General features: G+C 71.4%; 26 protein-coding genes. 16 read left to right on the top strand and 10 right to left on the bottom strand.

Annotated features, from left to right (window positions below):
• Positions 1 to 2 precede the first annotated feature (2 nt).
• A complete protein-coding gene (locus tag AC6CQV_RS07200; protein WP_060958460.1) occupies positions 3 to 482 on the bottom strand; it encodes a DUF3515 family protein in 480 nt (159 codons plus the stop codon).
• Positions 483 to 504: 22 nt separating this feature from the next.
• Here AC6CQV_RS07200 and thiL point away from each other — a divergent pair, with 22 nt between their 5' ends.
• On the top strand, positions 505 to 1485 hold the full coding sequence (gene thiL, locus AC6CQV_RS07195) for a thiamine-phosphate kinase (RefSeq protein WP_498260626.1): 981 nt from the start codon (positions 505 to 507) through the stop codon (positions 1483 to 1485).
• A 44-nt stretch (positions 1486 to 1529) separates the two neighbouring features.
• On the opposite strand, the gene AC6CQV_RS07190 is transcribed toward thiL, so the two are convergent.
• Positions 1530 to 2087, bottom strand: a complete 558-nt coding sequence (locus AC6CQV_RS07190; RefSeq protein WP_498260625.1) for an RsmD family RNA methyltransferase — start codon at positions 2085 to 2087, stop codon at positions 1530 to 1532.
• Positions 2088 to 2108: 21 nt separating this feature from the next.
• Complete coding sequence (locus tag AC6CQV_RS07185; RefSeq protein WP_101307222.1) at positions 2109 to 2714, bottom strand: 1-acyl-sn-glycerol-3-phosphate acyltransferase; 606 nt, start codon at positions 2712 to 2714, stop codon at positions 2109 to 2111.
• 85 nt (positions 2715 to 2799) lie between these two features.
• Between AC6CQV_RS07185 and AC6CQV_RS07180 the strand changes: the two genes are divergently transcribed.
• From AC6CQV_RS07180 to mutM, 6 genes are all read left to right on the top strand, one after another.
• Positions 2800 to 4977, top strand: coding sequence for an ATP-dependent DNA helicase RecG (locus AC6CQV_RS07180; protein WP_498260624.1), 2178 nt, complete (start codon positions 2800 to 2802; stop codon positions 4975 to 4977).
• Between the two features lie 43 nt (positions 4978 to 5020).
• Positions 5021 to 5518, top strand: a complete 498-nt coding sequence (gene coaD / locus AC6CQV_RS07175; RefSeq protein WP_060958464.1) for a pantetheine-phosphate adenylyltransferase — start codon at positions 5021 to 5023, stop codon at positions 5516 to 5518.
• A 106-nt stretch (positions 5519 to 5624) separates the two neighbouring features.
• Complete coding sequence (locus AC6CQV_RS07170) at positions 5625 to 6119, top strand: YceD family protein (RefSeq protein ID WP_267957040.1); 495 nt, start codon at positions 5625 to 5627, stop codon at positions 6117 to 6119.
• 2 nt (positions 6120 to 6121) lie between these two features.
• Complete coding sequence (gene rpmF / locus AC6CQV_RS07165) at positions 6122 to 6331, top strand: 50S ribosomal protein L32 (RefSeq protein ID WP_005050211.1); 210 nt, start codon at positions 6122 to 6124, stop codon at positions 6329 to 6331.
• Between the two features lie 16 nt (positions 6332 to 6347).
• Positions 6348 to 7040 carry a ribonuclease III gene (gene rnc / locus AC6CQV_RS07160; RefSeq protein ID WP_191008497.1) on the top strand — a complete coding sequence of 231 codons (693 nt, stop codon included), beginning with the start codon at positions 6348 to 6350 and terminating at the stop codon, positions 7038 to 7040.
• On the top strand, positions 7033 to 7962 hold the full coding sequence (gene mutM, locus AC6CQV_RS07155) for a bifunctional DNA-formamidopyrimidine glycosylase/DNA-(apurinic or apyrimidinic site) lyase (RefSeq protein WP_498260623.1): 930 nt from the start codon (positions 7033 to 7035) through the stop codon (positions 7960 to 7962). The genes rnc and mutM overlap by 8 nt, the downstream gene beginning before the upstream one ends.
• Before the next feature lie 19 nt (positions 7963 to 7981).
• Here mutM and AC6CQV_RS07150 read toward each other — a convergent pair whose 3' ends face one another.
• Together AC6CQV_RS07150 and AC6CQV_RS07145 are read right to left on the bottom strand one after the other, a co-directional pair.
• A complete protein-coding gene (locus AC6CQV_RS07150) occupies positions 7982 to 9067 on the bottom strand; it encodes a GNAT family N-acetyltransferase (RefSeq protein ID WP_498260622.1) in 1086 nt (361 codons plus the stop codon).
• A gap of 58 nt (positions 9068 to 9125) precedes the next feature.
• The gene (locus AC6CQV_RS07145) at positions 9126 to 9257 is read right to left on the bottom strand and encodes a hypothetical protein (protein WP_255266054.1); all 132 of its coding nucleotides are present in this window, start codon (positions 9255 to 9257) and stop codon (positions 9126 to 9128) included.
• A 392-nt stretch (positions 9258 to 9649) separates the two neighbouring features.
• Here AC6CQV_RS07145 and smc point away from each other — a divergent pair, with 392 nt between their 5' ends.
• The 3 genes from smc to AC6CQV_RS07130 are packed head-to-tail and all read left to right on the top strand — an operon-like array spanning position 9650 to position 14615.
• Positions 9650 to 13159, top strand: a complete 3510-nt coding sequence (gene smc / locus AC6CQV_RS07140; protein WP_498260621.1) for a chromosome segregation protein SMC — start codon at positions 9650 to 9652, stop codon at positions 13157 to 13159.
• A gap of 34 nt (positions 13160 to 13193) precedes the next feature.
• On the top strand, positions 13194 to 14066 hold the full coding sequence (ftsY, locus tag AC6CQV_RS07135) for a signal recognition particle-docking protein FtsY (RefSeq protein WP_060958470.1): 873 nt from the start codon (positions 13194 to 13196) through the stop codon (positions 14064 to 14066).
• A 48-nt stretch (positions 14067 to 14114) separates the two neighbouring features.
• Complete coding sequence (locus tag AC6CQV_RS07130) at positions 14115 to 14615, top strand: DUF2004 domain-containing protein (protein ID WP_060958471.1); 501 nt, start codon at positions 14115 to 14117, stop codon at positions 14613 to 14615.
• A 110-nt stretch (positions 14616 to 14725) separates the two neighbouring features.
• Here the strand turns inward: AC6CQV_RS07130 and lipA are convergent, their stop codons facing one another.
• Both lipA and lipB read right to left on the bottom strand, forming a co-directional pair.
• Entirely contained in the window at positions 14726 to 15751 is a 1026-nt protein-coding gene (gene lipA / locus AC6CQV_RS07125; protein WP_060958472.1) for a lipoyl synthase, read from the bottom strand.
• A complete protein-coding gene (lipB, locus tag AC6CQV_RS07120) occupies positions 15748 to 16395 on the bottom strand; it encodes a lipoyl(octanoyl) transferase LipB (RefSeq protein WP_498260620.1) in 648 nt (215 codons plus the stop codon). The genes lipA and lipB overlap by 4 nt, the downstream gene beginning before the upstream one ends.
• Before the next feature lie 119 nt (positions 16396 to 16514).
• Between lipB and AC6CQV_RS07115 the strand changes: the two genes are divergently transcribed.
• Both AC6CQV_RS07115 and ffh read left to right on the top strand, forming a co-directional pair.
• Complete coding sequence (locus tag AC6CQV_RS07115; protein ID WP_498260619.1) at positions 16515 to 17057, top strand: TetR/AcrR family transcriptional regulator; 543 nt, start codon at positions 16515 to 16517, stop codon at positions 17055 to 17057.
• Positions 17058 to 17089: 32 nt separating this feature from the next.
• Positions 17090 to 18646, top strand: coding sequence for a signal recognition particle protein (ffh, locus tag AC6CQV_RS07110; protein WP_061781802.1), 1557 nt, complete (start codon positions 17090 to 17092; stop codon positions 18644 to 18646).
• 4 nt (positions 18647 to 18650) lie between these two features.
• Here ffh and AC6CQV_RS07105 read toward each other — a convergent pair whose 3' ends face one another.
• Together AC6CQV_RS07105 and AC6CQV_RS07100 are read right to left on the bottom strand one after the other, a co-directional pair.
• Entirely contained in the window at positions 18651 to 19400 is a 750-nt protein-coding gene (locus AC6CQV_RS07105; protein WP_205282859.1) for an SGNH/GDSL hydrolase family protein, read from the bottom strand.
• A 75-nt stretch (positions 19401 to 19475) separates the two neighbouring features.
• Complete coding sequence (locus AC6CQV_RS07100) at positions 19476 to 20639, bottom strand: glutamate--cysteine ligase (RefSeq protein ID WP_498260618.1); 1164 nt, start codon at positions 20637 to 20639, stop codon at positions 19476 to 19478.
• A 185-nt stretch (positions 20640 to 20824) separates the two neighbouring features.
• Here AC6CQV_RS07100 and rpsP point away from each other — a divergent pair, with 185 nt between their 5' ends.
• From rpsP to trmD, 4 genes are read left to right on the top strand one after another with little or no spacing between them, the layout of a single operon-like run.
• A complete protein-coding gene (gene rpsP / locus AC6CQV_RS07095; RefSeq protein ID WP_060958477.1) occupies positions 20825 to 21244 on the top strand; it encodes a 30S ribosomal protein S16 in 420 nt (139 codons plus the stop codon).
• A gap of 5 nt (positions 21245 to 21249) precedes the next feature.
• A complete protein-coding gene (locus AC6CQV_RS07090; protein ID WP_060958478.1) occupies positions 21250 to 21480 on the top strand; it encodes an RNA-binding protein in 231 nt (76 codons plus the stop codon).
• A 1-nt stretch (position 21481) separates the two neighbouring features.
• A complete protein-coding gene (gene rimM, locus AC6CQV_RS07085; protein WP_498260617.1) occupies positions 21482 to 22090 on the top strand; it encodes a ribosome maturation factor RimM in 609 nt (202 codons plus the stop codon).
• Position 22091: 1 nt separating this feature from the next.
• The gene (gene trmD / locus AC6CQV_RS07080) at positions 22092 to 22784 is read left to right on the top strand and encodes a tRNA (guanosine(37)-N1)-methyltransferase TrmD (RefSeq protein ID WP_101306236.1); all 693 of its coding nucleotides are present in this window, start codon (positions 22092 to 22094) and stop codon (positions 22782 to 22784) included.
• Positions 22785 to 22815: 31 nt separating this feature from the next.
• Here trmD and map read toward each other — a convergent pair whose 3' ends face one another.
• On the bottom strand, positions 22816 to 23598 hold the full coding sequence (map, locus tag AC6CQV_RS07075) for a type I methionyl aminopeptidase (protein ID WP_061781801.1): 783 nt from the start codon (positions 23596 to 23598) through the stop codon (positions 22816 to 22818).
• Between the last annotated feature and the right edge of the window lie 10 nt (positions 23599 to 23608).

Below are 23608 nucleotides of genomic sequence, written 5' to 3'. Positions count from 1 at the left end.
GCTCAGGACGTCGGACGGTCGGTGCAGGATCGGCCGTCCGTGGGCAGCTGCTGCACCGCCGACGACAGCGCGCTCAGGACATCGCGGCCGCTCACGAGGTCGTAGTCGAGATAGACCTCGGCGGCCGGCGTGCGGCCGAACGTGGTGAAGCGGTAGTGCGGCGCCTCCGCGTCGTCGACGAGCCAGTCGATGCCGTCCACGGTCTGGCAGACCAGGGTGCTCGGGCCCGGCGCCGCGAGTCCGCACGTGAGCAGGACGCTCGCGGGGGAGCCCCATGCTCCGGTCGCCTGGGCGTCGGTCCACCGGCGCTCCTGGCCGTCGACGGTCGCGGGAAGGCGCGCCGTGACCGCGGCGCAGGCGGGGTCGTTGGCGCTCTTGGCCGGGGTCATCGACACGGTGGCGCTGCACCCGGTGACGCCGAGGGCGACCGCGACGGCGAGCACCGCGGTCGCCGAGATGACGAGCGGACGCGAAGCAGGCACCCCTCCAGGCTACCGTGGAGGAATGACCCCGCCTCCCACCGAGACCGTGCGCGACCTCGGCGAACGCGAGCTCCTGCGACGCATCCTGGGGGTCTTCGAGGGGTCGTCGCGGGCCGTCGTGGGCCCCGGAGACGACGCCGCGGTGCTCCGCGTCGACGACGGGCGGGTCGTGGTCTCGACCGACACGCTGGTCCACGGTCCCGACTTCCGTCTCGCGTGGTCGTCGGGCTTCGACCTGGGGTGGAAGGCGGCCGCCGTGAACCTCTCCGACATCGCCGCGATGGGCGCCCGTCCGACCGCGCTGTTCGTCGCGCTCATGCTCCCCGACGACACGACGGCCGAGCTGGTCATCGACATCGCGCGCGGAATGCGCGCCGCGTGCGACGCCCTCGCCCCGGGGTGCGCCGTCGAGGGCGGCGACCTGGCCGCATCCGACACCCTGAGCATCGCGGTCACCGTGCTGGGCGTGCTGGACGGTGCGGCGCCCGTGCGACGCTCCGGCGCGCGCGTCGGCGACGTGGTCGCGGTCGCGGGTGATCTGGGGGCGGCGGGCCGAGGACTCGCGCTGCTGTTCGATCGCTTTCGCGACGACCGCGGGCGGCCCATCGCGGTGGATGCCGCGGCCCTCACTCCGGCCGAACGCGCCGACGTCGAGGCGCAACGGCGTCCGCGGCCGCCGATCGCTCTCGGACCGGTGGCGGCCCGTGCCGGCGCCACCGCCATGATGGACGTGTCGGATGGTCTGCTGCTGGACGCGTCACGGATGGCGGACGCCTCGGGCGTGAGCATCGACCTCGACGACACCCTCGACGACATGGCGCTGCGCGGCGGTGAGGATCACGCCCTGCTGGCGTGCTTCGGGGCGGGAGCCGACCTGCCCGACGGCTTCCGGCGCATCGGCCGCGTCACGGCCGGCGACGGCGTCGTCACGGTCGGCGGCGCCCTCCCCGGCGGCAGAGGCGGATGGGATCCCCACCGCGACTGGGACGCCGGACGGGGATAGCCCGGGCGAGTGCCACGGGATAGGGCCCCGGGAGCGGGCCGTGGTCAGGCCGGTCGCACCCACCAGAGCGTGGTGTCGCCGTAGGCGCGGTCGCGCTCGGGGACGAGCGACGCGGGGAGCACCGGCGCTCCCGACCGTGTCGCCCGCTCCACGATCACCACGGCATCCGCCGACAGGCGCGGAGCCAGCGCGTCGAGCGCGCCGCTCAGCTCGGCGTCGGGAAGGTCGTACGGAGGATCGAGGAAGACGAGATCGAACGCGGCCGTGCTCGCCCGCAGGAACGCGTCGACCGACGAACGGTGCACGCGTACCGAGACCCCCGGCACGGCCTTCGCGACGGCGCGCACGTTGCGCTCGGCGACCGCGGCGGCGCGGGGCGCGCGCTCGACGAGATCCGCCGAGGCGGCGCCGCGGCTCACTGCCTCGAGCCCGAGCGCACCGGAGCCCGCGTACAGGTCGAGCACCGCCGCCCCGGCGACCAGATCGGCCGCGTCGAGCGCGCCGAACAGCGATTCGCGCACGCGGTCGCTGGTGGGTCGTGTCCCGGCATCCGGGACCGCGAGAGCCAGCGAGCCGGCGCGGCCGGAGATGATGCGCGTCACGGCTTCACCCTAACGGGCACCTCACGCCGCGGGCGCGTCGGCCCGCTCGCCGGCGGCGCCGTCGTCCTCGCTGCGCAGTCGCGGTTCGGTCCGCCATTCGGGGCGGAATCCCGCCTTGTCGGCGTAGAACGCGCGGATGCGGTCCATGTCGCTCGCGACGTCGCCGGTGAGCTCCACGGTCGGACCGAGCCCGGTCGTCATCGTCGTGCGATCGACGTAGCCGAGGGTCAGCGGCATGCCCGTCTCCCGGGCGATGCGGTAGAAGCCGCTCTTCCAATACGCGTTCGCTCCGCGCGTCCCGTCGGGCGTGACGACCAGCCCGAACACCTCACCGGCACGGATGCGGGCGACGATCTCCTCGACGACGCGACCCGCATCGGTGCGATCGACGGGGATGCCGCCCAGCGCGCGCATGAGCGGCCCTCTCCAGCCGGCGAACAGCGCGTCCTTGCCGAGCCAGTGGATGCGCATGCCCAGGCGCCACGAGATCGCCAGCATGAAGACGAAGTCCCAGTTGGAGGTGTGGGGCGCGCCGATGAGCACCGTCGGCCGCGTGGGGGCGGGGGTGGATCGCAGGCGCCACCGGCTGCACAGCCAGAAGAGTCGGGAGAGGAAGCGTCGGAGCACCACGCGACTCTACGGGCGCGGGCTGTGCTCCCGCCGAGCGCGGCGGGCCGCGCTCGGCGTCGGCGGGCCTGAATAGACTCGGTGCATGCCCGCGTTCACGCTCGACACCGCCCTGGTCGATGCGCTGGGGGCCCCGACCGCGAAGCTGTTCGAGCGTGCGTTCGGCATGATCACGGTGGCCGATCTGCTCACCCACTACCCGCGCCGCTACGCCCGTCGCGGAGAGCTGACGCCGATCGACTCGCTGCCGCTGGGGGAACAGGTGACGATCGTCGCCGAGGTGCGCTCGGTCTCGTCGCGGCAGATGCGTCAGCGCCGCGGCTCGCTCCTGGAGGTCGTCATCAGCGACGGGGCGGGAGCGCTGACGCTCACCTTCTTCAACCAGGCGTGGCGCGCCAACGACCTCCAGGTCGGTCGCCAGGGGATGTTCTCCGGCAAGGTCGGACAGTTCCAGGGCCACCAGCAGCTGGCCCACCCCGACTACACGCTCTTCGAGGACGTGGACACGGCCCGTCTGAACGCCCAGGCCCAGCAGCACACGCCCATCCCCATCTACCCCGCGACCAGCACGGTGGCCACCTGGCAGGTGCAGAAGGCGGTCGGCGTCGTTCTGCAGGGCCTGGCGGGGGTGGCCGACCCGCTTCCCGAGCCGCTCCGCCGCCGGGAGGGACTGCTCGAGGCGGATGCGGCGCTGCGCCGCATCCACGCCCCCGAGGGCTTCGAGCAGATCGACGACGCCCGCCGCACCCTGCGCATGCACGAGGCCTTCGTCCTGCAGACGGCGCTGCTGCAGCAGCGCGAGGCCGTGCGGGAGATGGCGGCGACGGCACGGCGCCCCGGGCGGCTGCTCGCCGAGTTCGACGAACGGCTGCCGTTCGCGCGCACGCCCGACCAGCTCTCCGTCGGCGACCGCATCGCCGCCGACCTCGAGGGCGACTGGCCGATGAACCGGCTCGTGCAGGGCGAGGTCGGATCGGGGAAGACGCTCGTGGCGCTGCGGGCGATGCTGCAGGTCGCGGAGTCCGGCGGTCAGTCGGCCCTCATCGCGCCCACCGAGGTGCTCGCCGCCCAGCACGTCCGCTCGATCGCACGGATGCTGGGACCCCGACTCGCCCCCGAGCTCATGCCGACGCTGCTGACCGGTCAGCTGCCCGCCGCGGAGCGGCGCAAGGCGGCCCTGCGCGTGGCGTCGGGGCAGGCGCGGATCGTCGTCGGGACGCACGCGCTGCTGAGCGCGTCGACGACCTTCGCCGATCTCGGGCTCGTCGTCGTCGACGAGCAGCACCGCTTCGGCGTCGAGCAGCGGGAGACCCTGCGCGCGAAGGGCACCGCGCCCCACGTGCTCGTCCTCACCGCCACGCCGATTCCCCGTACCGTCGCGATGACCGTCTTCGGCGACCTCGACGTGTCGACCATCCGCACGATGCCCAGCGGCCGTGCCGGCATCGCGACCCACGTCGCGCCTCTCGCCGAGAAGCCGGGCTGGTTCGGGCGCGTGTGGGAGCGGGCCGCGGAGGAGGTCGCCGCCGGCCACCAGGTGTTCGTCGTGTGCGCCGCGATCGACGCCGAGGCCACGGGCAAAGAGGCGCGGGATGCCGCGGACGAGGCTCCCGCCGGCGCGCCGCCGGTCGAGGGCGAGCAGCCCCGCACGCGGTGGGGCGTCGTCCAGGTGGCCGCGCTGCTGGCGGGCATCCCCGCGTTCGACGCGCTGCGCGTCGAGATCCTCCACGGACGGATGCCGGGTGAGCAGAAGGATGCCGTCATGCAGGCCTTCGCGCGCGGTGAGATCGACGTGCTCATCGCGACGACCGTGGTGGAGGTCGGCGTCGACGTGCCCAACGCGTCGGCGATGATCATCCTGGAGGCCGATCGGTTCGGCGTCTCCCAGCTGCACCAGCTGCGCGGACGCGTGGGCCGCGGCGAGGTGCCGGGCCTGTGCCTGCTGGTCACGGAGGCTCCGGAGGGAACGCCCGCGCGCTCGCGGGTCGAGGCGGTGGCCGCCACGACCGACGGCTTCCTGCTCGCCGAGGTCGACCTGGAACTGCGCGGCGAGGGCGACGTCCTCGGCGACGCGCAGTCCGGCGCGCGCACGTCGCTGCGGCTGCTGAGGGTGGTCGCCGACGCCGACCTCATCGCCTCGGCGCGCTCCGCCGCCGAGGACGTCCTGGCCGAGGATCCGACGCTCTCCCGGCATCCCGGGCTGGTCGCCGCGATCGAACGCCGGGTCGGGCAGCAGGAACGCGCCGCGCTGTCCAAGAGCTGAGTCCTCAGGAGGCTCCCCGGGCCCCGCCGCTAGGCTGATCCGCATGAACAACCGCATCGCGGTGGTCCCGGGCTCCTTCGATCCGCCGACCCTCGGTCATCTCGACGTCATCCGCCGCGCCGCGGCCCTCTACGACGAGCTGCACGTGCTGGTCGTGCACAATCCTGGCAAAGAGGCGATGCTGCCGATCGCGCAGCGGCTGAGCCTGCTCGAGCAGTCCATCGCCGAGGAGGGCGTCGAGGGTGACGTCATCGTCGCGTCCTGGAGTGTCGGACTCCTCGTCGACTACGCGCAGGACGTGGACGCCGGCGTGCTCGTGAAGGGGATCCGCTCGCAGGTGGACGTCGCCTACGAGACCCCGATGGCCATCGTCAACCGTCACCTCGCGGACATCGAGACCGTCTTCCTGCTGCCCGATCCCGCGCACGCGCTGGTATCGAGCTCGCTGGTGCGTCAGGTCGCCGCCCTCGGCGGAGACGTGTCGCCGTTCGTGCCCGGGCCGGTCGCGCGCTTCCTCGACACGGGCGCGGGGGAGCGCTGACGGCCCTCTCGGGCGCACGGACGACTAGCATTGCGTGGTGGTCAGAAAGCATGTGAGCGGTCCGTTCGTCTTCCCCGTCCGGGACATCGCCCATCGCGCGGGAGAGATGCGCGAGTTCGACGTCGAGGTCCCCGCACCGGCGAAGTGGGGCGAAGGACTCGTCTCCATCGCGCAGGGTGAGCCGATCGATCTGGCGGTGCGTCTGGAGTCGGTGCACGAAGGCATCCTCGTCACGGCGGAGATCGACACCGCGTACTCCGGCGTCTGCGGGCGGTGCCTCACCGACATCGTCCAGCCTGTCGAAGTCGAGATTCAGGAGCTCTTCGGGTATCCTGGCACGGAAGCGATCGACTTCGAGGTTCAAGACGACCACGTGGATCTTGAAACTCCGGTCAGGGATGCGATCGTCCTCTCGCTTCCGTTCCAGCCGGTGTGCCAGCCGGACTGCCCGGGGCTCGACCCCGTCACGGGCGAGAAGCTGGCCGCAGGAACCGCGCCGGAGATCCCGATCGACGAGCGCTGGGCCGCGCTGAAGGCCCTCACCCCAGACCCTGACGACGAGGCTCCGCGCCCTGTCGTCACCGACACAGAGAAGAGCTAGCCATGGCAGGTAACCCCCCGAAGCGGAAGGTCTCCCGCTCCAACACTCGTTCGCGTCGCGCGCAGTGGAAGGCCGAGGCCCCCACGCTCGTCAAGACCGTCGAGAACGGCAAGGTCGTCTACAGCCGCCCGCACCAGGCGAAGGTCGTCACCGACTCGCAGGGCACCGAGCTGTTCCTCGAGTACAAGGGCCGCAAGGTCGCCGACATCTGATCGCGGCGGCCATCTGATGGCGGATGCCGTGATCGAGCACCGTGTGCTCACCGACAAGCTCGGGGTCGACATCGACCCCGAGCTTCTGTCGGTTGCGCTCACGCACCGTTCGTTCGCGTATGAGAACGGCGGCGTGCCGCACAACGAGCGGCTCGAATTCCTCGGCGACTCGATCCTCGGCCAGGCCGTGACGGTGCATCTGTTCGTCGCGCACCCCGACCTCGAGGAAGGCGCCCTCGCCAAGCGCCGGGCGAGCGTCGTCTCGACGGTCGCCCTGGCCGAGGTCGCGCGCGGTATCGGGCTCGGCGGGCATCTCCGCCTGGGCCGCGGCGAGGACCAGACCGGCGGACGCGACAAGGACTCCATCCTCGCCGACACGATGGAAGCCGTCATCGGTGCCACCTACCTCTCGGCGGGTCCGGACGCGGCCACCGCGCTCGTGCTGCGGCTCGTGCAGCCGTTGATGGCCGATCCCGACCGGTACGGCGCGGCGATGGACCCGAAGACGAGCCTCCAGGAACTCGCCGCGCGTCTCGGGCTCACGCCCCCGGTCTACGAGATCGCGGCCGAGGGCCCCGACCACAACCGCGTCTTCACCGCCACCGTGTCCGTCGGAGACACCGCCGGCCGCGGAGTGGGATCGAGCAAGAAGCAGGCCGAGATGGCCGCGGCGCTCACCCTGTGGCGCACGCTCAGCGAACGTGCCTGAGCTTCCCGAGGTCGAGGTCGTCCGCGCCGGTCTCGCACCGGCGGTGGTCGGGGCGCGCATCGTCGCGGTGGACGCGCGCGATGCCCGCGCGCTGACGCGTCACGACGGCGATGCCGGCTCTTTCGAACGCGCGTTGACCGGCCGCCTGATCACCGGCGTCGCGCGACGCGGCAAGTTCCTCTGGATGCCGCTGGCTCCGGCATCCGCCGCCGACGCCCCTCGCGGCGCCGTCATCGCCCACCTCGGGATGAGCGGACAGATGCTTCTCCGGGCATCCGGTGCCCTGGTGGAACGGCACGAGCGGGTGCGCCTGGACGTCCATCACCCGGATCACGGCGACCTCGCCGTCGTGTTCGCCGATCAGCGGACCTTCGGCTCGTTGGCGATCGACGATCTGGTGCCCACGGCCGACGGGCGCGTCGGGGGATGGGGGAGCGACGAGGCGCTCGTCCCCTCGCAGGTGGTCCACATCGGCCGCGATCCGCTCGACGACGCCTTCGACGAGGCCGCGGTCGTCGCCCGGGTGCGCGCGAAGCGTTCGGCGGTCAAGCGGATCCTCCTGGATCAGACCGTGGTCAGCGGCGTCGGCAACATCTATGCGGACGAGGCGCTGTGGGCGGCCCGCATCCATCCCGAGACGCCGGGCGATGCCCTCAGCGTCCGCGCGGTGCGCCGCCTGTTCGCCGAGGTGCGCGCGGTGCTGCTGAAGGCGCTCGCGGAAGGCGGCACGAGCTTCGACGCGCAGTACGTCAATGTGAACGGCCAGGCCGGCTACTTCGCGCACTCGCTCAACGCCTACGGCCGGGACGGCCTGCCGTGTCCGCGGTGCGGCCGCCCGATCGTGCGGGACTCGTTCATGAACCGGTCCAGCCACTACTGTCCGCGGTGCCAGCGCCCCACCGGGTCGGCGCCGCTGCGATGAGCGGCGCCGACCCGGCGACTCACGCGAGCACCTTCTTCCACGCCCCGTTGTAGGCCACCGGCACGAAGCCGATGGCCTCGTTGATGTCCAGCATCGGCCGGTTCTCCTCGGCGTTGTAGGTGATGACCTTCTGGGATGCCGGGGCGATCTCGCTGCGCCAGGTCCGCAGACCGGCGCACTTGACCAGCTGACCGAGCTTGTGTCCCCGGTGCTCACGGAGCACGAGGGTATCTTCCTGGTGGCTGGGCCCGGTCGGATCGGTGCCGAGCACGAGCTCGTTGAAGGCCACGAGCGCGCCGGTGCCGATGTGCTGGGCAGCGGTCACGAGCTTGATGCGACCCGACTCGGCGTACTTCGCATCGTGACGCGCGAGACGCTCGGCATCCCACACCTCCTCGTCGAACTCGAGATCGGCGCTGGGGGCGTCCGTGGACATGCGCGACTTCATCCAGGCGAACCCCTCGGCGTACTCCGCCGGTGTCGGCGCCTGCCACTGCACGACGCGATAGCCCGCCGACGCCGAGGCCGCCTCGTCGAGGAGCCGGGCCACCGTGGCGTCGCTCGCGGGCAGATCGAGTTCGCTCTGACGCTCGATCTGCTCGAGGGCGTAGCCGTGGCGCAGGTAGAAGCGCGCCGCGTGGTCCTTCGGGATCGAGCCGAACCCGGTCGGCGCCTGCAGGCGCTCGCCCGCGGCGTCGGGATGCTGTGCCCACGACTGCAGGACGGTGCGCCCGTGTGCGCGCGCCGCCTCTTCGATGAGCGCGTAGCCGGCGGAACCGATGCCGCGCCCGTGGTGCGCGGCGAGCAGCTCCACCAGCCAGAAGGCGTTGCGCGACCCGCTCTCGAGCGGGATGTCGATGCCGACACGGCCGACGACCTCGCCGTCGGACAGCGCCATCCAGGCGATGCGGATCTCGTCCGGATCCGGCTGGTAGTGGGGGAGCAGCTCCTCCGGCGTCAGCGCGTCGTCGTCGTTGCCGGCGATCTCGCGGTAGACGAGGTTGCGCACCCGGGTGAACTCGCGGAAGTCGGCAGCGTCGTCACCGCTCATCGATGTCGGGACGTTCAAGGGGCGGAAGCGGAGCTCCGCGGCGGTGGTGGTCATGTTCTCTCCTTGATGGTGAGGGCCGGGGGCGACGGTCGTCGTCGCCCCCAGGCGCGGGTCAGAGATACGGAAGGATCTGTCGGCGGCGCTGCCATTCGAGCTCGCGCTGCTCGCGCTCGCGCTCGGCGAGACGGATGCGGCGGCGTTCGGGATCGTTGGCGTGCAGAACCGACGCGATGAAGGTATGCATCGTGGTGCTTTCGGTGAGTGCGCGCAGATGCGCGCGAGGGCAGGTGTCTGGCCGGGCTACGGCGGTGGGCACACGCAACGTGGACGTCGGTGCCGGAGGACTGCGCGAGGTCGCTCTCGCCCGCGTGACGGGCGGAGTTCTCCTGTGTTCGCGTCAGCAGACGCCGCGGAAGGCGTCGAAGGAGACGGTCCCCGTCGGCTCACGGAACGGAAGGGCGCGCATCGCGAATGCGGCGCTGCCGGTGGCGTTCAAACGAATCATGTCGGGGACCTCCTTTCTCGACTTCAGACGCGATCTGTGACGATAGCGGCTGTTCTCGTCGCGCGTCAAGCCGGCGTTCGCGTGTCGTTCCGATAGCGTGGTTCGCACACCCACCCCTGGAGGACGCCCGAATGCACCTGAAGAGCCTGACGCTCAAGGGCTTCAAGTCGTTCGCGCAGCCGACCACCTTCGCACTCGAGCCCGGTGTGACCTGCATCGTCGGCCCCAACGGGTCGGGGAAGTCGAACGTCGTCGACGCCCTGGCCTGGGTGATGGGCGAGCAGGGGGCGAAGACCCTCCGCGGCGGCAAGATGGAAGACGTCATCTTCGCCGGGACCTCCACCCGCGGACCCCTCGGCCGCGCCGAGGTGCAGCTGACGATCGACAACAGCGACGGCGCGCTGCCGATCGAGTACAGCGAAGTGACCATCAGCCGCACCCTCTTCCGCAACGGCACGAGCGAGTACGCCATCAACGGGGTCGGCTGTCGCCTCCTCGACGTGCAGGAGCTGCTCAGCGACTCGGGGCTCGGACGCGAGATGCACGTCATCGTCGGCCAGGGCCGGCTCGACAGCGTGCTGCAGGCGAGTCCGGAGGACCGGCGCGGCTTCATTGAGGAAGCCGCGGGCATCCTCAAGCACCGCCGCCGCAAGGAGAAGACGCTCCGCAAGCTCGAGGCGATGGAAGCGAACCTGACGCGGTTGAGCGACCTCGCGGGCGAGCTGCGCCGGCAGCTCAAGCCGCTCGGGAAGCAGGCCGAGATCGCCCGAGAGGCCGCGACGATCGCCGCGGTCGTGCGTGATGCGAAGGCGCGCCTGTTCGCCGACGAACTGGTGGGGCTGCGAGCGCAGCTGGCCGACCACGCCCGCAACGAGCAGGAACGCAGCGCGGAGCGGCTCGTGCTCCAGGACTCGTCCGAGCAGCTGAAGCTGCGGATCGACGCGCTGGAGGCCCAGCAGCGTTCCGAGGCCGTCGACGGCGCCCGGGCCGTCGCCTTCGGCCTCGAACGCGTGCAGGAGCGCCTGCGCGGACTCTTCTCCCTGGCCGGCCAGCGGCTGGCGCTCCTGGAGGACGACGGCACACTCGGCATCGAGGTGGCGACCGTCAGCCAGTCCGCGATCGATGAGGCGCGCGCCGAGATCGACGAGATCTCCGCGGGCCTGGGCGGTGCTCAGGATGCCGCGGAGGCGGCGGCGCGCGACGTGATGCGCGCCCGCGCCGAGCTCGACGCGCTGGACGCCGACATCGCCGCGCAGAGCGCTCTGGTCTCCGCCCACGACATGCGTCTCACCAAGCTGCGCGGTGCCGCGGATGCCGCCGCGTCCCGCCTCGACGCCGTGCGCGCGGCGGTCGAGCGTCAGCAGCGTGCCCTGGATGCGGCGCTCGCCCGGCGATCGGAGGCGGCCGAGGTGCTCGCCGGGGTGGATCCCGATCTCTCCACGGAGGGCTCCTCGGCCGAGCACACCGCCGCGTACGAGCGTGCGCAGCGCGACGCGACGACGGCGGAGAACGAGGTGACCGCGTTGCGCGAGCGCCTGCACGCGTCGGAACGCGAGCGCGAGTCGCTCACGGCCCAGACCGCGGCCCTCGGGCGCGCGCTCGACGTGCGCAACGCCGCGGCCGAGCTCATCGCCCGCGGTGGCACCGGCATCCGCGGACTCGTCGGTGACGACGTGAAGGTGCGCCCGGGCTACGAGGCGGCGATCGCGGCCGCCCTCGGCGCCCTCGCCGAGGGCGTGCTCGTCGACGACGTGGAAGCGGCCGTCGCGCTCGCGCGTGCCGCGGGCGCCGCCGATCTCGGGCGGGTCGACATCGCCGTCGCCGATCTCTCCGCCGGATCCGCTCTGGCCGTCGCCGGCACCGCGGCGGTGAGCGCCCGGGACGTCGTCACCGCCCCCGACGGCATCCTCGGCATCCTGTCGAGGGTCGCCATCGTCGAGGACCTCGACTCCGCGCACGCCGCCGGACGCGCTCTGGTGGCGGCGAACGGCGGTCTGCCCGTGACCGTCGTCACCCGTCTCGGCGAGGTGGTGACCGAGTACACGATGCGGGCCGGGTCGGGCGCCGGCCGGTCCCGCCTGGAGCTGGCCGCCGAGCGCGACGCGGCCGCGGAGCGCCTGTCGGAGATCACCGTGGTCGCCGACTCGCTGCGCGAAGCCCTGGCCGAGGCGCAGGACGGGTGGAACGCGGCGCGCACCCGAACCCGCGACGCGCTGCAGAGCCTCAGGGAGCACGACGCCGCCCTCGCCGCACACACCGAGCAGGTCAATCGTGCGACGGTGCGCCACGAGGCGGCCGTCGCGGAGTGCGAACGCCTCGAGGCGGGCCTCGCGCAGGCGTCGGCCGCCGTCGCGGATGCCGAGAAGGCGGCGCGTGCGGCGAACGACGCGCTGGAGAGCGCACAGCAGGCACCCCGCCCGATGCTCGACGCCTCCGCACGCGACGGTCTCCTCGACGCCCTCGAGGCCGCGCGCGACCGGGAGATGCGTGCCCGTCTCGACGTCGAGACGCTCCGCGAACGGGTGCGGGCGGGTGAGGCCCGCGTCGATCAGCTGGTGCGTCAGCGCGAGCGGGAGCGCGCCGCGGCGGCAGAGGCCGCGCGTCGCGCCGTGATCCGCCGTGCGCAGCGGGAGCTCGCCGCCGACGTCGCCGACGCGCTGCCTCCCGTGCTCGACTCGGTCGACCGGTCTGTGACGCAGGCTCGCGTGGAGCTGCAGCTCGCCGAGCAGGCGCGCACCGCGTTGACCGCGGAGCTCACGACCCTCCGGGCGGAGGAGGCGACCGTCCGCGAACGCCTCAGCCGTCTCACCGAGAGCGTCCACGGCCTCGAGCTCCAGATGCACGAGAAGCGCCTCCACGTGACGAGTCTGCTCGAGCGGGTCGCCTCCGAACTGAGCCTGGACGAGAATATTCTCGTCGCGGAATACGGCCCCGACGTGCCGATCCCCACCGGGGATGACACGCCGCCCGAGACGTACGACCGTGCCGCGCAGCGAAAGCGTCTCCAGGAGGCCGAACGCAAGCTCGTGCAGCTGGGCAGGGTGAACCCGCTCGCGCTCGAGGAGTATGCGGCGCTCGAGCAGCGCCATGCGTTCCTCACGGAGCAGCTCGCCGACCTGGTGCAGACGCGGTCCGATCTGCAGACGATCATCGCCGAGCTCGACGAGCGGATGCAGACGATCTTCGTGGCGGCGTTCGAGGACACCCGCGTCGCGTTCGGCGAAGTGTTCCCGATCCTCTTCCCCGGAGGCTCGGGGAGCATCTCGCTGACCGACCCCGACAACCCGCTCACGACCGGCATCGAGGTCGCCGTGCGCCCCGTGGGGAAGAAGATCGAGCGCCTGTCGCTGCTCTCCGGCGGTGAGCGCTCGCTCGCCGCGGTGGCGCTCCTGACGGCGATCTTCATGGCCAGGCCCAGCCCGTTCTACATCCTCGACGAGGTCGAGGCGGCGCTCGACGACGCCAACCTCGGCCGGCTCCTGGGCGTGTTCGAACGGCTCCGCGCGTCCAGCCAGCTGATCGTGATCACCCACCAGAAGCGCACGATGGAGATCGCCGACGCCCTCTACGGCGTCTCCATGCGTCAGGACGGCGTCTCCGCCGTCGTCGGCCAGCGGGTGCGCGAGCGCGAGCGCGCCTGACGGCGTGCGCCGCGCGGGCATCTAGGCTGAAGTCATGGCGGAGAATCCCTGGTCGCTCGGTCGCGCTCTGCGCGGCATGTTCGTCAAGCCCACGATCGACGAGAACACCTGGGACGACCTGGAGACGGCACTGCTGACCGCGGACTTCGGCCCGGACATCACCGAACGCATCATCGACGAGCTGCACGAGAAGGTCGACCGCTTCCGCACGACCGACCCGCGCGATCTGCAGCGGATGCTGAGGGAGACCCTCGAAGAGCACTTCGCGAAGTTCGACACGACGCTGCGGCTCACGGAGCGCCCGGCGGTGGTGCTCGTCGTCGGCGTCAACGGCGTGGGCAAGACGACCACGATCGGCAAGTTCGCGAAGTTCCTGCAGCGCTACGGCCGCTCGGTCGTCGTCGGCGCAGCGGACACCTTCCGTGCCGCCGCGGTCGACCAGCTGGCGACGTGGGCCGAACGCGGGGGAGCGACGATCGTCCGCCCGCAGCAGGAGGGGCAGGATCCGGCATCCGTGGCCTTCCAGACGATCGACTACGCGAAGGCCCACGGCACCGAGATCGTGCTCGTCGACACCGCGGGACGCCTGCACACCAAGGGCGGCCTCATGGACGAGCTGACGAAGATCCGTCGGGTGATCGAGAAGCAGGCCCCCATCAGCGAGGTGCTCCTCGTCCTCGACGCCACGACGGGACAGAACGGCGTCATGCAGGCCGAGGCGTTCCTCGAGCACGCCGGCGTCACGGGACTGGTGATCACCAAGCTCGACGGCTCCGCGAAGGGCGGGTTCGTGCTGGCGGTGCAGGAGCGCACCGGCATCCCCGTGAAGCTCCTGGGACAGGGCGAAGGCATCGGAGACCTCACCGGCTTCACACCGCACGTCTTCGCCGCCGCGCTCGTCGACTGATGACGCCGCGGGGTCGCGCACGGGCGCCGAGGGTGGTTGCATAGGGACATGGCGATCGAGCACGACTACTTCGGACTGCTGGAGTCCGGGCCCGACGGATCGATCTTCTGGTCCGAGGTGGTCGACTTCGCGGATCAGCGCGTGACGGTGGACCTCACGGCGCCCGATCAGGACGACGTGTCCGCGGCCGCGCTCGACGTCGCCGCGGCCATGATCAACGCGCTCGAGCAGATCGACCTGCAGGCCCGGAACGCCATGGTGGCGGAGCTGGACGACCGCACGAGCGAGGTGACGGAGTACCTGCTGCAGCAGCAGGAGACGCTCGGAGACGACCTCGAGGACGTGCTCGTCGACATCTCCGGCGACGTGCACATCGACATCATCCGCTCGCTGCAGCTGGTGAGCATGACGATCCTCGCCGACGAGCACGGCGGTTCCGACCCCTTCGCCGTGCTCGAGTACGCGCTCGACCCGGACGCCACCGACGAGGTGCTGCTGGTCAACCTCACCAGCGACGGCGACGTCCAGTCGGTCACGAGCGCCGACTGACCCCCCCCCGCCCGCGAGCCGCTACGCCCTGGTCGAGCCGCTACAGCCCGGACGGCACGCGCGATGGCGGTTCGGACGCACAGTAGCGGCTCGCGCGCGGAGCGGCGGCGTCAGACGGCCTGGGCGAATCCCAGCTGCGCGTCGGCGAGGTGCGACAGGTGCGCCGGGATCTCACGGCCCTTCGCCGTCATCGACTGCGCCCAGAGGCGGCCGGCACGGTAGGACGAGCGCACGAGCGGACCGGCGAGGACGCCCAGGAACCCGATCCGCTCCGCCTCCTCCTTGAACTCGACGAACTCCTGGGGACGCACCCACCGCGCCACCGGCAGGTGGCGGGGCGTCGGGCGGAGGTACTGCGTGATCGTGATGATGTCGGTGCCGGCGTCGTGAAGGTCCTGGAGGGCCTGGACGACCTCCTCCGGCTCCTCGCCCATGCCGAGGATGAGGTTCGACTTCGTGATCAGCCCGGCCGCGCGCGCCTGGGTGAGCACATCCAGGGAGCGCTCGTAGCGGAATGCGGGGCGGATGCGCTTGAAGATGCGCGGCACCGTCTCGACGTTGTGGGCGAACACCTCGGGGCGCGCGGCGAAGACCTCGTCGAGGAGACGTGGCTCGCCGTTGAAATCGGTCGCGAGCAGCTCCACACCGGTTCCCGGGTTGACGGCGTGGATCTGACGGATGGTCTCGGCGTTCAGCCACGCCCCGCCGTCGGGGAGGTCGTCGCGGGCCACGCAGGTGACCGTGGCATACCGCAGCTGCATCCTGCGCACGCTGTCCGCGACGCGCCGGGGCTCATCGGTGTCGTAGTCCGCCGGCTTGCCGGTGTCGATCTGACAGAAGTCGCAGCGCCGTGTGCACTGCGATCCGCCGATGAGGAAGGTCGCCTCGCGATCCTCCCAGCACTCGTAGATGTTGGGGCAGCCCGCCTCTTGGCACACGGTGTGCAGCCCCTCGTCCTTCACGAGCGACTGCAGGGCCTGGTACTCGGGGCCCATCTTCGCCTTCGTGCGGATCCACTCGGGCTTGCGCTCGATCGGCGTCTGGGCGTTACGCACCTCCAGACGCAGGAGCTTGCGGCCCTCCGGCGCGTTGGCCGGACCGGTGTCGCCGCTGGGGGTCACGCCGCACGCGCTCATGCCGCGACCTCCACGGCCGGGCCGAACGACGCCCGGAAGGCATCGGCCACGAGATCCTGCACGTCGGCGGGGGAGACGTCGCGCCCGAGCACCTCGCTGATCGTCGTGACTCCGGCATCCGAGATGCCGCACGGGACGATCTGGGAGAAGGGCAGGAGGGAGTTGTCGCAGTTGAGGGCGAACCCGTGCATCGTGACACCGCGCTGCACGCGCACCCCGATGGCGGCGATCTTGTCCTCCGAAAGGGGGCGGCGCACCCACACGCCGCTGCGCCCTTCGACGCGGTAGCCCTCGACGCCGAGGCCGGAGAGCACCTCGATGAGGATCTGCTCGATGCGACGCACGTGGGCGACGACGTCGACCGGCTCGGTCAGCCGCACGATCGGGTAGCCGACGAGCTGCCCCGGGCCGTGCCAGGTGATCTTCCCTCCGCGGTCGACGTCGACGACGGGCGTGCCGTCGGTCGGACGCTCGTTGCGGGCCGTGCGCGCGCCCGCGGTGAAGACGGGCTCGTGCTCGAGCAGCAGCAGCGTGTCGGGGCGTTCCCCGGCGACGACGCCGGCGTGGATCTCCCGCTGCAGGCTCCAGCCCTCGGTGTAGGGGACGAGATCGGGCGCGAGGCCCACGGTCTGCACATCGAGCATGGTGTGCTCCTCCGGTGTCGGTGGGTGAGGAGGCAGAACGGGATGCTGGTGGCATTATTTCTGCACGGCGTCTAAAAACACGATCGGGAACCCACAATACGCCCCAGTAGGGTGAGGGGATGAGCTCCGGTCGCCCGCGCGCCACATCTCGGGCGACGATCGCCGAGGCCGCCTCGGAGCTGTTCCTCGAACGCGGCTACGCCGAGACCACCGTCGCCGACATCACGACACGCGCCGGAGTGAGCCGCTCCACCTTCTTCAACTACTTCTCCTCCAAGGCCGACGTCCTCTGGAGCGGATTCGACGAACGCGCCGACACGGCGTGCGCGACGCTCGCGGCCGGCGCCGACCCGGTGTCGGCCCTGCGGGCGCTCGTGGACGGCTTCGCCCCCGACAGCCTGGCCCTCGCGATCACGCACGCGGCCGCGATGGGCATGGAGCCCGACCTCGCCACGGAACGAGCGCTGCGCACGGCCCGGCTGGCGCGCGCCGTCAGCGACGGGCTCGTGGACCGCGGCGAGGGTCGTCTCGCCGCGGACGTCCGCGGCGGCGCGCTGGCCGGCGCCCTGCTCGCCGCCGTCTGGGCATGGGCGGTCGCGGGGCCTGGACGGTCGGCGCTCGCACCGCTCTGGGAGGACGCGCTGGCGCTCGCGAAGGGCTGAGGGCGAGGCCGGTCCCGTAGAATCGGGGCATCATGGCGACTTTCGGCACCCTCAGCGATCGGCTGACAGAGACCTTCCGCAATCTGCGCACCAAGGGCAAGCTCACGCCCGCCGACGTCGACGGGACGGTCCGCGAGATCCGTCGGGCCCTCCTCGACGCCGACGTCGCGCTGATCGTGGTCAAGGAGTTCACCGCGAAGGTGCGCGAACGCGCCCTCGGCGACGAGGTGAACCGGGCACTCAACCCCGCGCAGCAGGTCGTCCAGATCGTCAACGAAGAGCTCGTCGCGATCCTCGGCGGTCAGCAGCGCCGGCTGCAGTTCGCGAAGAACCCGCCGACCGTCATCATGCTGGCCGGTCTCCAGGGATCGGGCAAGACGACCTTCGCCGGCAAGCTCGCGAAGCAGCTCGAGAAGGACGGGCACACCCCGTTGCTCGTGGCCGCCGACCTCCAGCGTCCGAACGCCGTCAACCAGCTCCAGGTCGTCGCCGAGCGCGCCGGTGCGGCGATCTACGCGCCGGAGCCGGGCAATGGCGTCGGCGACCCCGTGCGGGTCGCCCGCGACGGCGTCGAGACCGCGCGCCGCCAGCAGCACGACGTGGTCATCATCGACACCGCCGGTCGCCTGGGTGTGGATGCCGAGCTCATGAAGCAGGCCGCGGACATCCGCACGGCCACCGATCCCGACGAAGTGCTGTTCGTGATCGACGCGCTCACCGGTCAGGATGCGGTGAACACCGCCAAGGCGTTCCAGGAGGGCGTCGATTTCACCGGTGTGGTGCTCAGCAAGCTCGACGGCGACTCTCGCGGCGGCGCGGCCCTCTCGGTCGCGTCCGTGACGGGCCGTCCGATCATCTTCGCCTCGACGGGCGAGAACCTCGAGGACCTCGAGGCCTTCCACCCCGATCGCATGGCCAGCCGCATCCTCGACCTCGGCGACATCCTCACCCTCATCGAGCAGGCGCAGCAGGCCTTCGACGAGGAGGAGGCGCGCAAGGTCGCCGAGAAGCTCGCGACCGAGCAGTTCACCCTCGAGGACTTCCTCGACCAGCTTCAGCAGATGAAGAAGATGGGGTCGATGAAGAAGATGCTCGGCATGCTGCCGGGCATGGGCCAGATGAAGCAGCAGCTGGAGAACTTCGACGACCGCGAGATCGACCGCACCGAGGCGATCATCCGCTCCATGACCCCGGGGGAGCGCCGCAACCCCAAGGTGCTCAACGGCTCCCGTCGCCTGCGCATCGCGCGCGGCTCGGGGATGACCGTCACCGATGTCAACCAGCTCGTGCAGCGCTTCGAGCAGGCCGCCAAGATGATGAAGACCGTCGCACGGGGCGGAGTGCCCAACATCCCGGGCATGGGGCCCGTGGGCGGAAGGCCCGGCGCGTCGAGCAAGCGGGGCGGCAAGCAGAAGGCGCGCAGCGGCTCCCGCTCCGGCAACCCGGCCAAGCGCGCCGCCGAGAACGCGGGCCTCGCGGCCGCGGCGCCGAGCGGCCCCGCCGGGTCGGGCTTCGGCCTCGGCGCCTCCGCGCCGCAGCCGACCGAGGCGGAGCTCGCGGAGATCCAGAAGCTCTTCGGGAAGGGCTGACCCGTCAGAGGGTGATGCCGGCCTCGTCGAGGGCGGCCTCCACGGCATCCGCCAGGACGACCTGTCCCTCGGCGGTGGGATGTTCGCCGTCCCACTGCAGCAGGTCGGGTCGTCCGCGCAACGGCTGCCCGATGGAGACGAAGACACCGTCGTCGGCGTCGAGGGCGCTCTGCAGGGCGTCGCTGGCCCAGCCGATCGCGTCGGGCTCGTCGTCGTCGATGTGCCAGAGGGTGTCGATGCCGATCAGTCGCGCATCCGGGAGGCCGGCGCGGAGCCGGTCGACGGCCGCCCGCGTGGCGTCGTCGATCTCGTCCTGCGCCGCGTCCACGTCGTTGTCGGAGGACTGGATGATGACCACCGCGGGGTCCATCGCGATGGCCTCGTCGACCAGGCCGCCGAGATCGTCGCCGCAGTCGCCCTCGATCGTGAAGCCCGCGCCGCTGCACGACAGGTTCACGATGTCCGCGCCGGTGTCGCGCGCCAGCAGCGCGGGCCAGGCCTCGTCCTCGTCGAGACCGAGCCCGGCCATGATCGAGTCGCCGATGGTGACCACGAGGCCACCGGTCGCACTCGGCGCGGCCGCGCGTGCGGCGGGCACCGGGGCGGCGGTCGGCGCGTCGCGGGCGGCCTCCGGGCGCCGCGCGTCGGCGGAGCCGTCGGGAACCGCCGCGGCGCACCCGGACAGGGCGAGCGCTGCCACGGCGATGACGGCGCCGGAGACGGCGGCGACCGGAACGAGCCTGCGGGTGCGCACCGCTTCACTCTAGGCTTCGCCCGGTGTGAACACGCCCGGGTGATCCGATGCGCGGGCCGAGAGCGCCGACGCCGCTCAGTCGGCCAGGCCGGCGAGGTGCTCGTGCAGCGTGGGTCCCGCGCGGAACTCGCGGATCAGGTGGTGCACCACGGCGCGGAGGTCCCCTCCGGCCGCGTCCGCGACGAGCAGCTGACGAGCGGAGCTGCCGCCCTCGTCGAGGATGCGGCCGACCCCCGCGAACTCGCGCGCGCAGTGCAGATCGCGAGCGACGTCCTCCAGCGCGGCGAGCGTCTCGCGCAGGTGCTCGGCCACGGGGCGCTGGGTTCCGTCGCGATCGACGATGACGCGCGCCTCGGTGCCGTAGCGCGCCGCGCGCCACTTGTTCTCTCGGACGAACCACGGCTGCAGTGCGGGAAGAGTGCGCCCCGCGTCGAGCTCGCGCGAGAAGTGCTCCACCAGCACCTGGACCAGCGCCGCGACGGCGGCCAGTTCGGGAAGCGTCGACATCCCGTCGCACGCGCGCACCTCGATCGTCCCCCAGCGCGGTGCCGGGCGGATGTCCCAACGGACCTCGGTGGCGTCCTCCATGACCCCCGTGCGCACCATGTCGTCGAGATACGACTCGTACTCCGGCCACGCGGTCAGCGGCCAGGGCAGTCCGGCCGTGGGCAGCTGCTGGAAGACGAGGGCGCGGTTCGAGGCGTATCCCGTGCGTTCGCCGGCCCAGAAGGGGCTGGATGCCGACAACGCCTGCAGATGCGGCAGGTAGGCGGTGAGGGCACCGATGATCGGGAAGACCTTGTTGACGTCGTCGACACCGACGTGCACGTGGATGCCCCAGATCATCATGTTGCGGCCCCACCACTGGGTGCGCTCGATGAGCTTGTGGTACCGCGTCTTGTCGGTGACCTCCTGCTCGTACCACTGGGCGAACGGATGACTTCCGGCGCACAGGAGCGCGATGCCCCGCGGATCGGTCTCCCGGCGGATCGTCGCGATGGCATCGGCGATGTCGTCGACGACCGCCGCGACCGTGTCGCCGACGCCGCTGGTGACCTCGATCGTGTTCGTCAGCAGCTCGCCGGTGATCGTGTGACGCTCCAACGACGTGGAATCGCCCAGTGCGGCGAGGATCTCCGGGGCCCGGGGGACGAGGTCCCCGGTCTGCTCGTCGGCGAGCATGAGCTCCCACTCGATGCCGACAGTGGACCGGCTGGATGTCGCGAAGGGCACCGTCATGGCCCACAGTCTGACACGCGGAGTACGGCGTGTTCGCGGCATCCGTCACGATCTGGCAAAATAGACCGTTGGACCGCTCGCTCGACCCTCTATCCGGCGATCGCGTCCACCCTAGAGCTTCCGCCGGGTGTGCACCCCACAGCCCGAGCGTCGTTCATCACCTCACAACACCATTCAGGAGAATTGTGGCTGTCAAGATCCGTCTCAAGCGCCTCGGCAAGATCCGTGCGCCCTACTACCGCATCGTCGTCGCCGACTCGCGCACCAAGCGCGACGGTCGTGTGATCGAGGAGATCGGCAAGTACCACCCCACCGAGGAGCCGTCGTTCATCGAGGTCGACTCGGAGCGTGCGCAGTACTGGCTGTCCGTCGGCGCGCAGCCGACCGAGCAGGTCGCCGCGCTGCTGAAGCTCACGGGCGACTGGGGTCGCTTCAAGGGCGACGCGAACGCCGTCTCGACCGTCAAGACGGCCGCGGCCAAGGAGGAGTTCCAGATCGACTCCGCCAAGAAGTCGGTCATCAAGCCGAAGGCGGAGAAGAAGGCCGAAGAGCCCGCCGCCGAGGTCGAGGCTCCGGCCGAGGCCGAGCAGACCGACGCAGAGTAAGACCGTTGCTCTCCGCCGCGCTCGAACACATCGTCAAGGGGATCGTCGATCACCCTGAGGATGTCATCATCCGTTCCTCCTCGTCGCCGCGTGGCGACGTCCTCGAGGTGCGCGTGCACCCCGACGACCGAGGTCGGGTGATCGGGCGCGGCGGACGCACGGCCAAGGCGCTGCGCACCCTCGTGTCCGCTCTCGCCGACGGTGCCCGCGTCCGCGTCGACGTCGCGGACGACTGACATGGCGACGGCCGGCCCCGCACGCACGCAGCTGCGCGTCGGGCGTCTCGTGAAGGCCCATGGCCTGAAGGGCGCCCTCAAGCTCGAGCTGTACACCGACGACCCCGACGGACGATTCGTCCCGGGCGCCGTCTTCACCCTGCAGGTCCCCGAGTCCTCCCCGTGGCACGGCAAGACGCTGACGGTGCGCGAGTTCCGCTGGATGAACTCCCACCCCGTCGCCTTCTTCGAGGAGGTCGAGGACCGGACGGCCGCCGAGAGCATCGTGCGCGCCATCCTCTGGATCGACCAGGACGAGTCGGCCGTGGCCGAGGACGACGCCTGGTACGACCACCAGCTGGTCGGGCTCACGGTTCAGCGGGACGGCGAGCCCGTCGGCCGCGTGATCCGCGTCGACCACCTGCCGGCCCAGGATCTGCTCGTCGTGCGCCCTCTCAGCGGCGACGACGAGATCCTCGTGCCCTTCGTGGCCGCGATCGTCCCCGACGTCGACATCGCCGCCGGCACGATCACCGTGACACCCCCCGCCGGGCTCTTCGAGGAGCTCCCGGGCGACGACGACACCCCCGAGGCGGACGCCGACGCCGAGGCCGCACCCGCCGAGGACTGACGTGCGGATCGACGTCGTCACGATCTTCCCGGCGTTCTTCGACGTGCTGGAGGTCTCGCTGCTCGGCAGAGCGCGTGGCGCCGGCATCCTGGACGTGCGCGTGCACGACCTGCGCGACTATGCGCACGATCGTCACCGCACCGTCGATGACACGCCCTACGGCGGCGGGGCGGGGATGGTCATGAAGCCGGAGCCGTGGGGCGAGGTGCTCGACGCGATCGCCGCGGATGCCGACGGGCCGCTGCGCTTCGTGTTCCCGTCGCCCGCGGGCACCGTGTTCACGCAGCGGACCGCGCGGGACTGGGCGTCCGCCGAGACGCATCTGGTGTTCGGCTGCGGCCGCTACGAGGGCATCGACGAACGCGTGTTCGCCTACGCCGCCACCCTCGGCGAGGTCAGTCTGACGAGCATCGGCGACTACGTGCTCAACGGGGGCGAGGTCGCCGCCATGGCGATGATCGAAGCCGTCGGCCGGCTCGTCCCCGGCGTCGTGGGCAATCCCGAGAGCCTCGTGGAGGAGTCGCACGAGGACGGGCTGCTGGAGTACCCGTCGTACACGAAGCCCGCCGCCTGGCGCGGCTACGACGTGCCCGACGTGCTGCTCAGCGGCCACCACGGCCGCGTCGCCGATTGGCGACGCGCGCAGCAGGTCGAACGGACCCGCGCGCGCAGGCCGGATCTGCTGGCGGACTGAGCGGCGCGGCGGACCGGCCGCGATCCGCTCCTCAGTCGACGCCGAGGAACGAGCGATCCGTGAGGATCAGCGGACCGTCGTCGGTGATGGCGACGGTGTGCTCGGCGTGCGCGCCGCGCGAACCGTCGGCGCTGCGGAGGGTCCAGCCGTCGGGGTCGGTCACGAGCTCGTCGGTCGTCTGCAGGAACCACGGCTCCAGGGCGACCACGAGTCCGGCCCGCAGCGGGTAGCCGCGATTCGGCTTGCCGTCGTTGGGCACGTGCGGGTCGCCGTGCATCGTGCGTCCGACTCCGTGTCCGCCGAAATCGGTGTTGATCTCGTAACCGTCGGCGCGCGCGACCTCGGCGATCGCGTGCGAGATGTCGCCGATCCGCCCCCCGACGGATGCCGCGCCGATCGCGGCGTCGAGGGCGCGCTGCGTCGTGTCGATGAGCGCCAGATCCTCGTCGCGCGCCGTGCCCACGACGAAGGAGACCGCCGAGTCGGCCACCCAGCCGTCGATCGACACGGCGAAGTCGAGCGTCACGAGGTCGCCGTCGCGCAGCGCGTAGTCGTGGGGGAGGCCGTGCAGGACGGCGTCGTTGACCGACGTGCAGATCACCTTGCCGAACGGGCTGGCGCCGAACGACGGGTGGTAGTCGATGTAGCACGACTCCGCGCCGGCGCGTCGGATGAGCTCGTGCGCCCGCCGATCGATGGTCAGCAGGTTGGTGCCGACCTTCGTGTCCTCGCGGAGGGCCGCCAGCGTCTCGGCGACGAATCGTCCCGCGGGACGCATCGCCTCGATCTCGGCGGGGGTGCGCAGCTCGATCATCGTGATCCTT

The sequence above is a fragment of the Microbacterium sp. EG9 genome, from assembly GCF_059759475.1.
This window is presented reverse-complemented; position numbering and strand designations above follow the sequence as displayed.

Excerpts from the sequence above, each read along its gene's own strand:
- thiL (WP_498260626.1), top strand. The coding sequence starts at position 505 with ATGACCCCGCCTCCCACCGAGACCGTGCGCGACCTCGGCGAACGCGAG.
- AC6CQV_RS07180 (WP_498260624.1), top strand. The coding sequence starts at position 2,800 with ATGCCCGCGTTCACGCTCGACACCGCCCTGGTCGATGCGCTGGGGGCC.
- coaD (WP_060958464.1), top strand. The coding sequence starts at position 5,021 with ATGAACAACCGCATCGCGGTGGTCCCGGGCTCCTTCGATCCGCCGACC.
- AC6CQV_RS07170 (WP_267957040.1), top strand. The coding sequence starts at position 5,625 with ATGCGCGAGTTCGACGTCGAGGTCCCCGCACCGGCGAAGTGGGGCGAA.
- rpmF (WP_005050211.1), top strand. The coding sequence starts at position 6,122 with ATGGCAGGTAACCCCCCGAAGCGGAAGGTCTCCCGCTCCAACACTCGT.
- rnc (WP_191008497.1), top strand. The coding sequence starts at position 6,348 with ATGGCGGATGCCGTGATCGAGCACCGTGTGCTCACCGACAAGCTCGGG.
- AC6CQV_RS07150 (WP_498260622.1), bottom strand. The coding sequence starts at position 9,067 with ATGACCACCACCGCCGCGGAGCTCCGCTTCCGCCCCTTGAACGTCCCG.
- AC6CQV_RS07145 (WP_255266054.1), bottom strand. The coding sequence starts at position 9,257 with ATGCATACCTTCATCGCGTCGGTTCTGCACGCCAACGATCCCGAACGC.
- smc (WP_498260621.1), top strand. The coding sequence starts at position 9,650 with ATGCACCTGAAGAGCCTGACGCTCAAGGGCTTCAAGTCGTTCGCGCAG.
- ftsY (WP_060958470.1), top strand. The coding sequence starts at position 13,194 with ATGGCGGAGAATCCCTGGTCGCTCGGTCGCGCTCTGCGCGGCATGTTC.
- AC6CQV_RS07130 (WP_060958471.1), top strand. The coding sequence starts at position 14,115 with ATGGCGATCGAGCACGACTACTTCGGACTGCTGGAGTCCGGGCCCGAC.
- lipA (WP_060958472.1), bottom strand. The coding sequence starts at position 15,751 with ATGAGCGCGTGCGGCGTGACCCCCAGCGGCGACACCGGTCCGGCCAAC.
- lipB (WP_498260620.1), bottom strand. The coding sequence starts at position 16,395 with ATGCTCGATGTGCAGACCGTGGGCCTCGCGCCCGATCTCGTCCCCTAC.
- AC6CQV_RS07115 (WP_498260619.1), top strand. The coding sequence starts at position 16,515 with ATGAGCTCCGGTCGCCCGCGCGCCACATCTCGGGCGACGATCGCCGAG.
- ffh (WP_061781802.1), top strand. The coding sequence starts at position 17,090 with ATGGCGACTTTCGGCACCCTCAGCGATCGGCTGACAGAGACCTTCCGC.
- AC6CQV_RS07100 (WP_498260618.1), bottom strand. The coding sequence starts at position 20,639 with ATGACGGTGCCCTTCGCGACATCCAGCCGGTCCACTGTCGGCATCGAG.
- rimM (WP_498260617.1), top strand. The coding sequence starts at position 21,482 with ATGGCGACGGCCGGCCCCGCACGCACGCAGCTGCGCGTCGGGCGTCTC.
- map (WP_061781801.1), bottom strand. The coding sequence starts at position 23,598 with ATGATCGAGCTGCGCACCCCCGCCGAGATCGAGGCGATGCGTCCCGCG.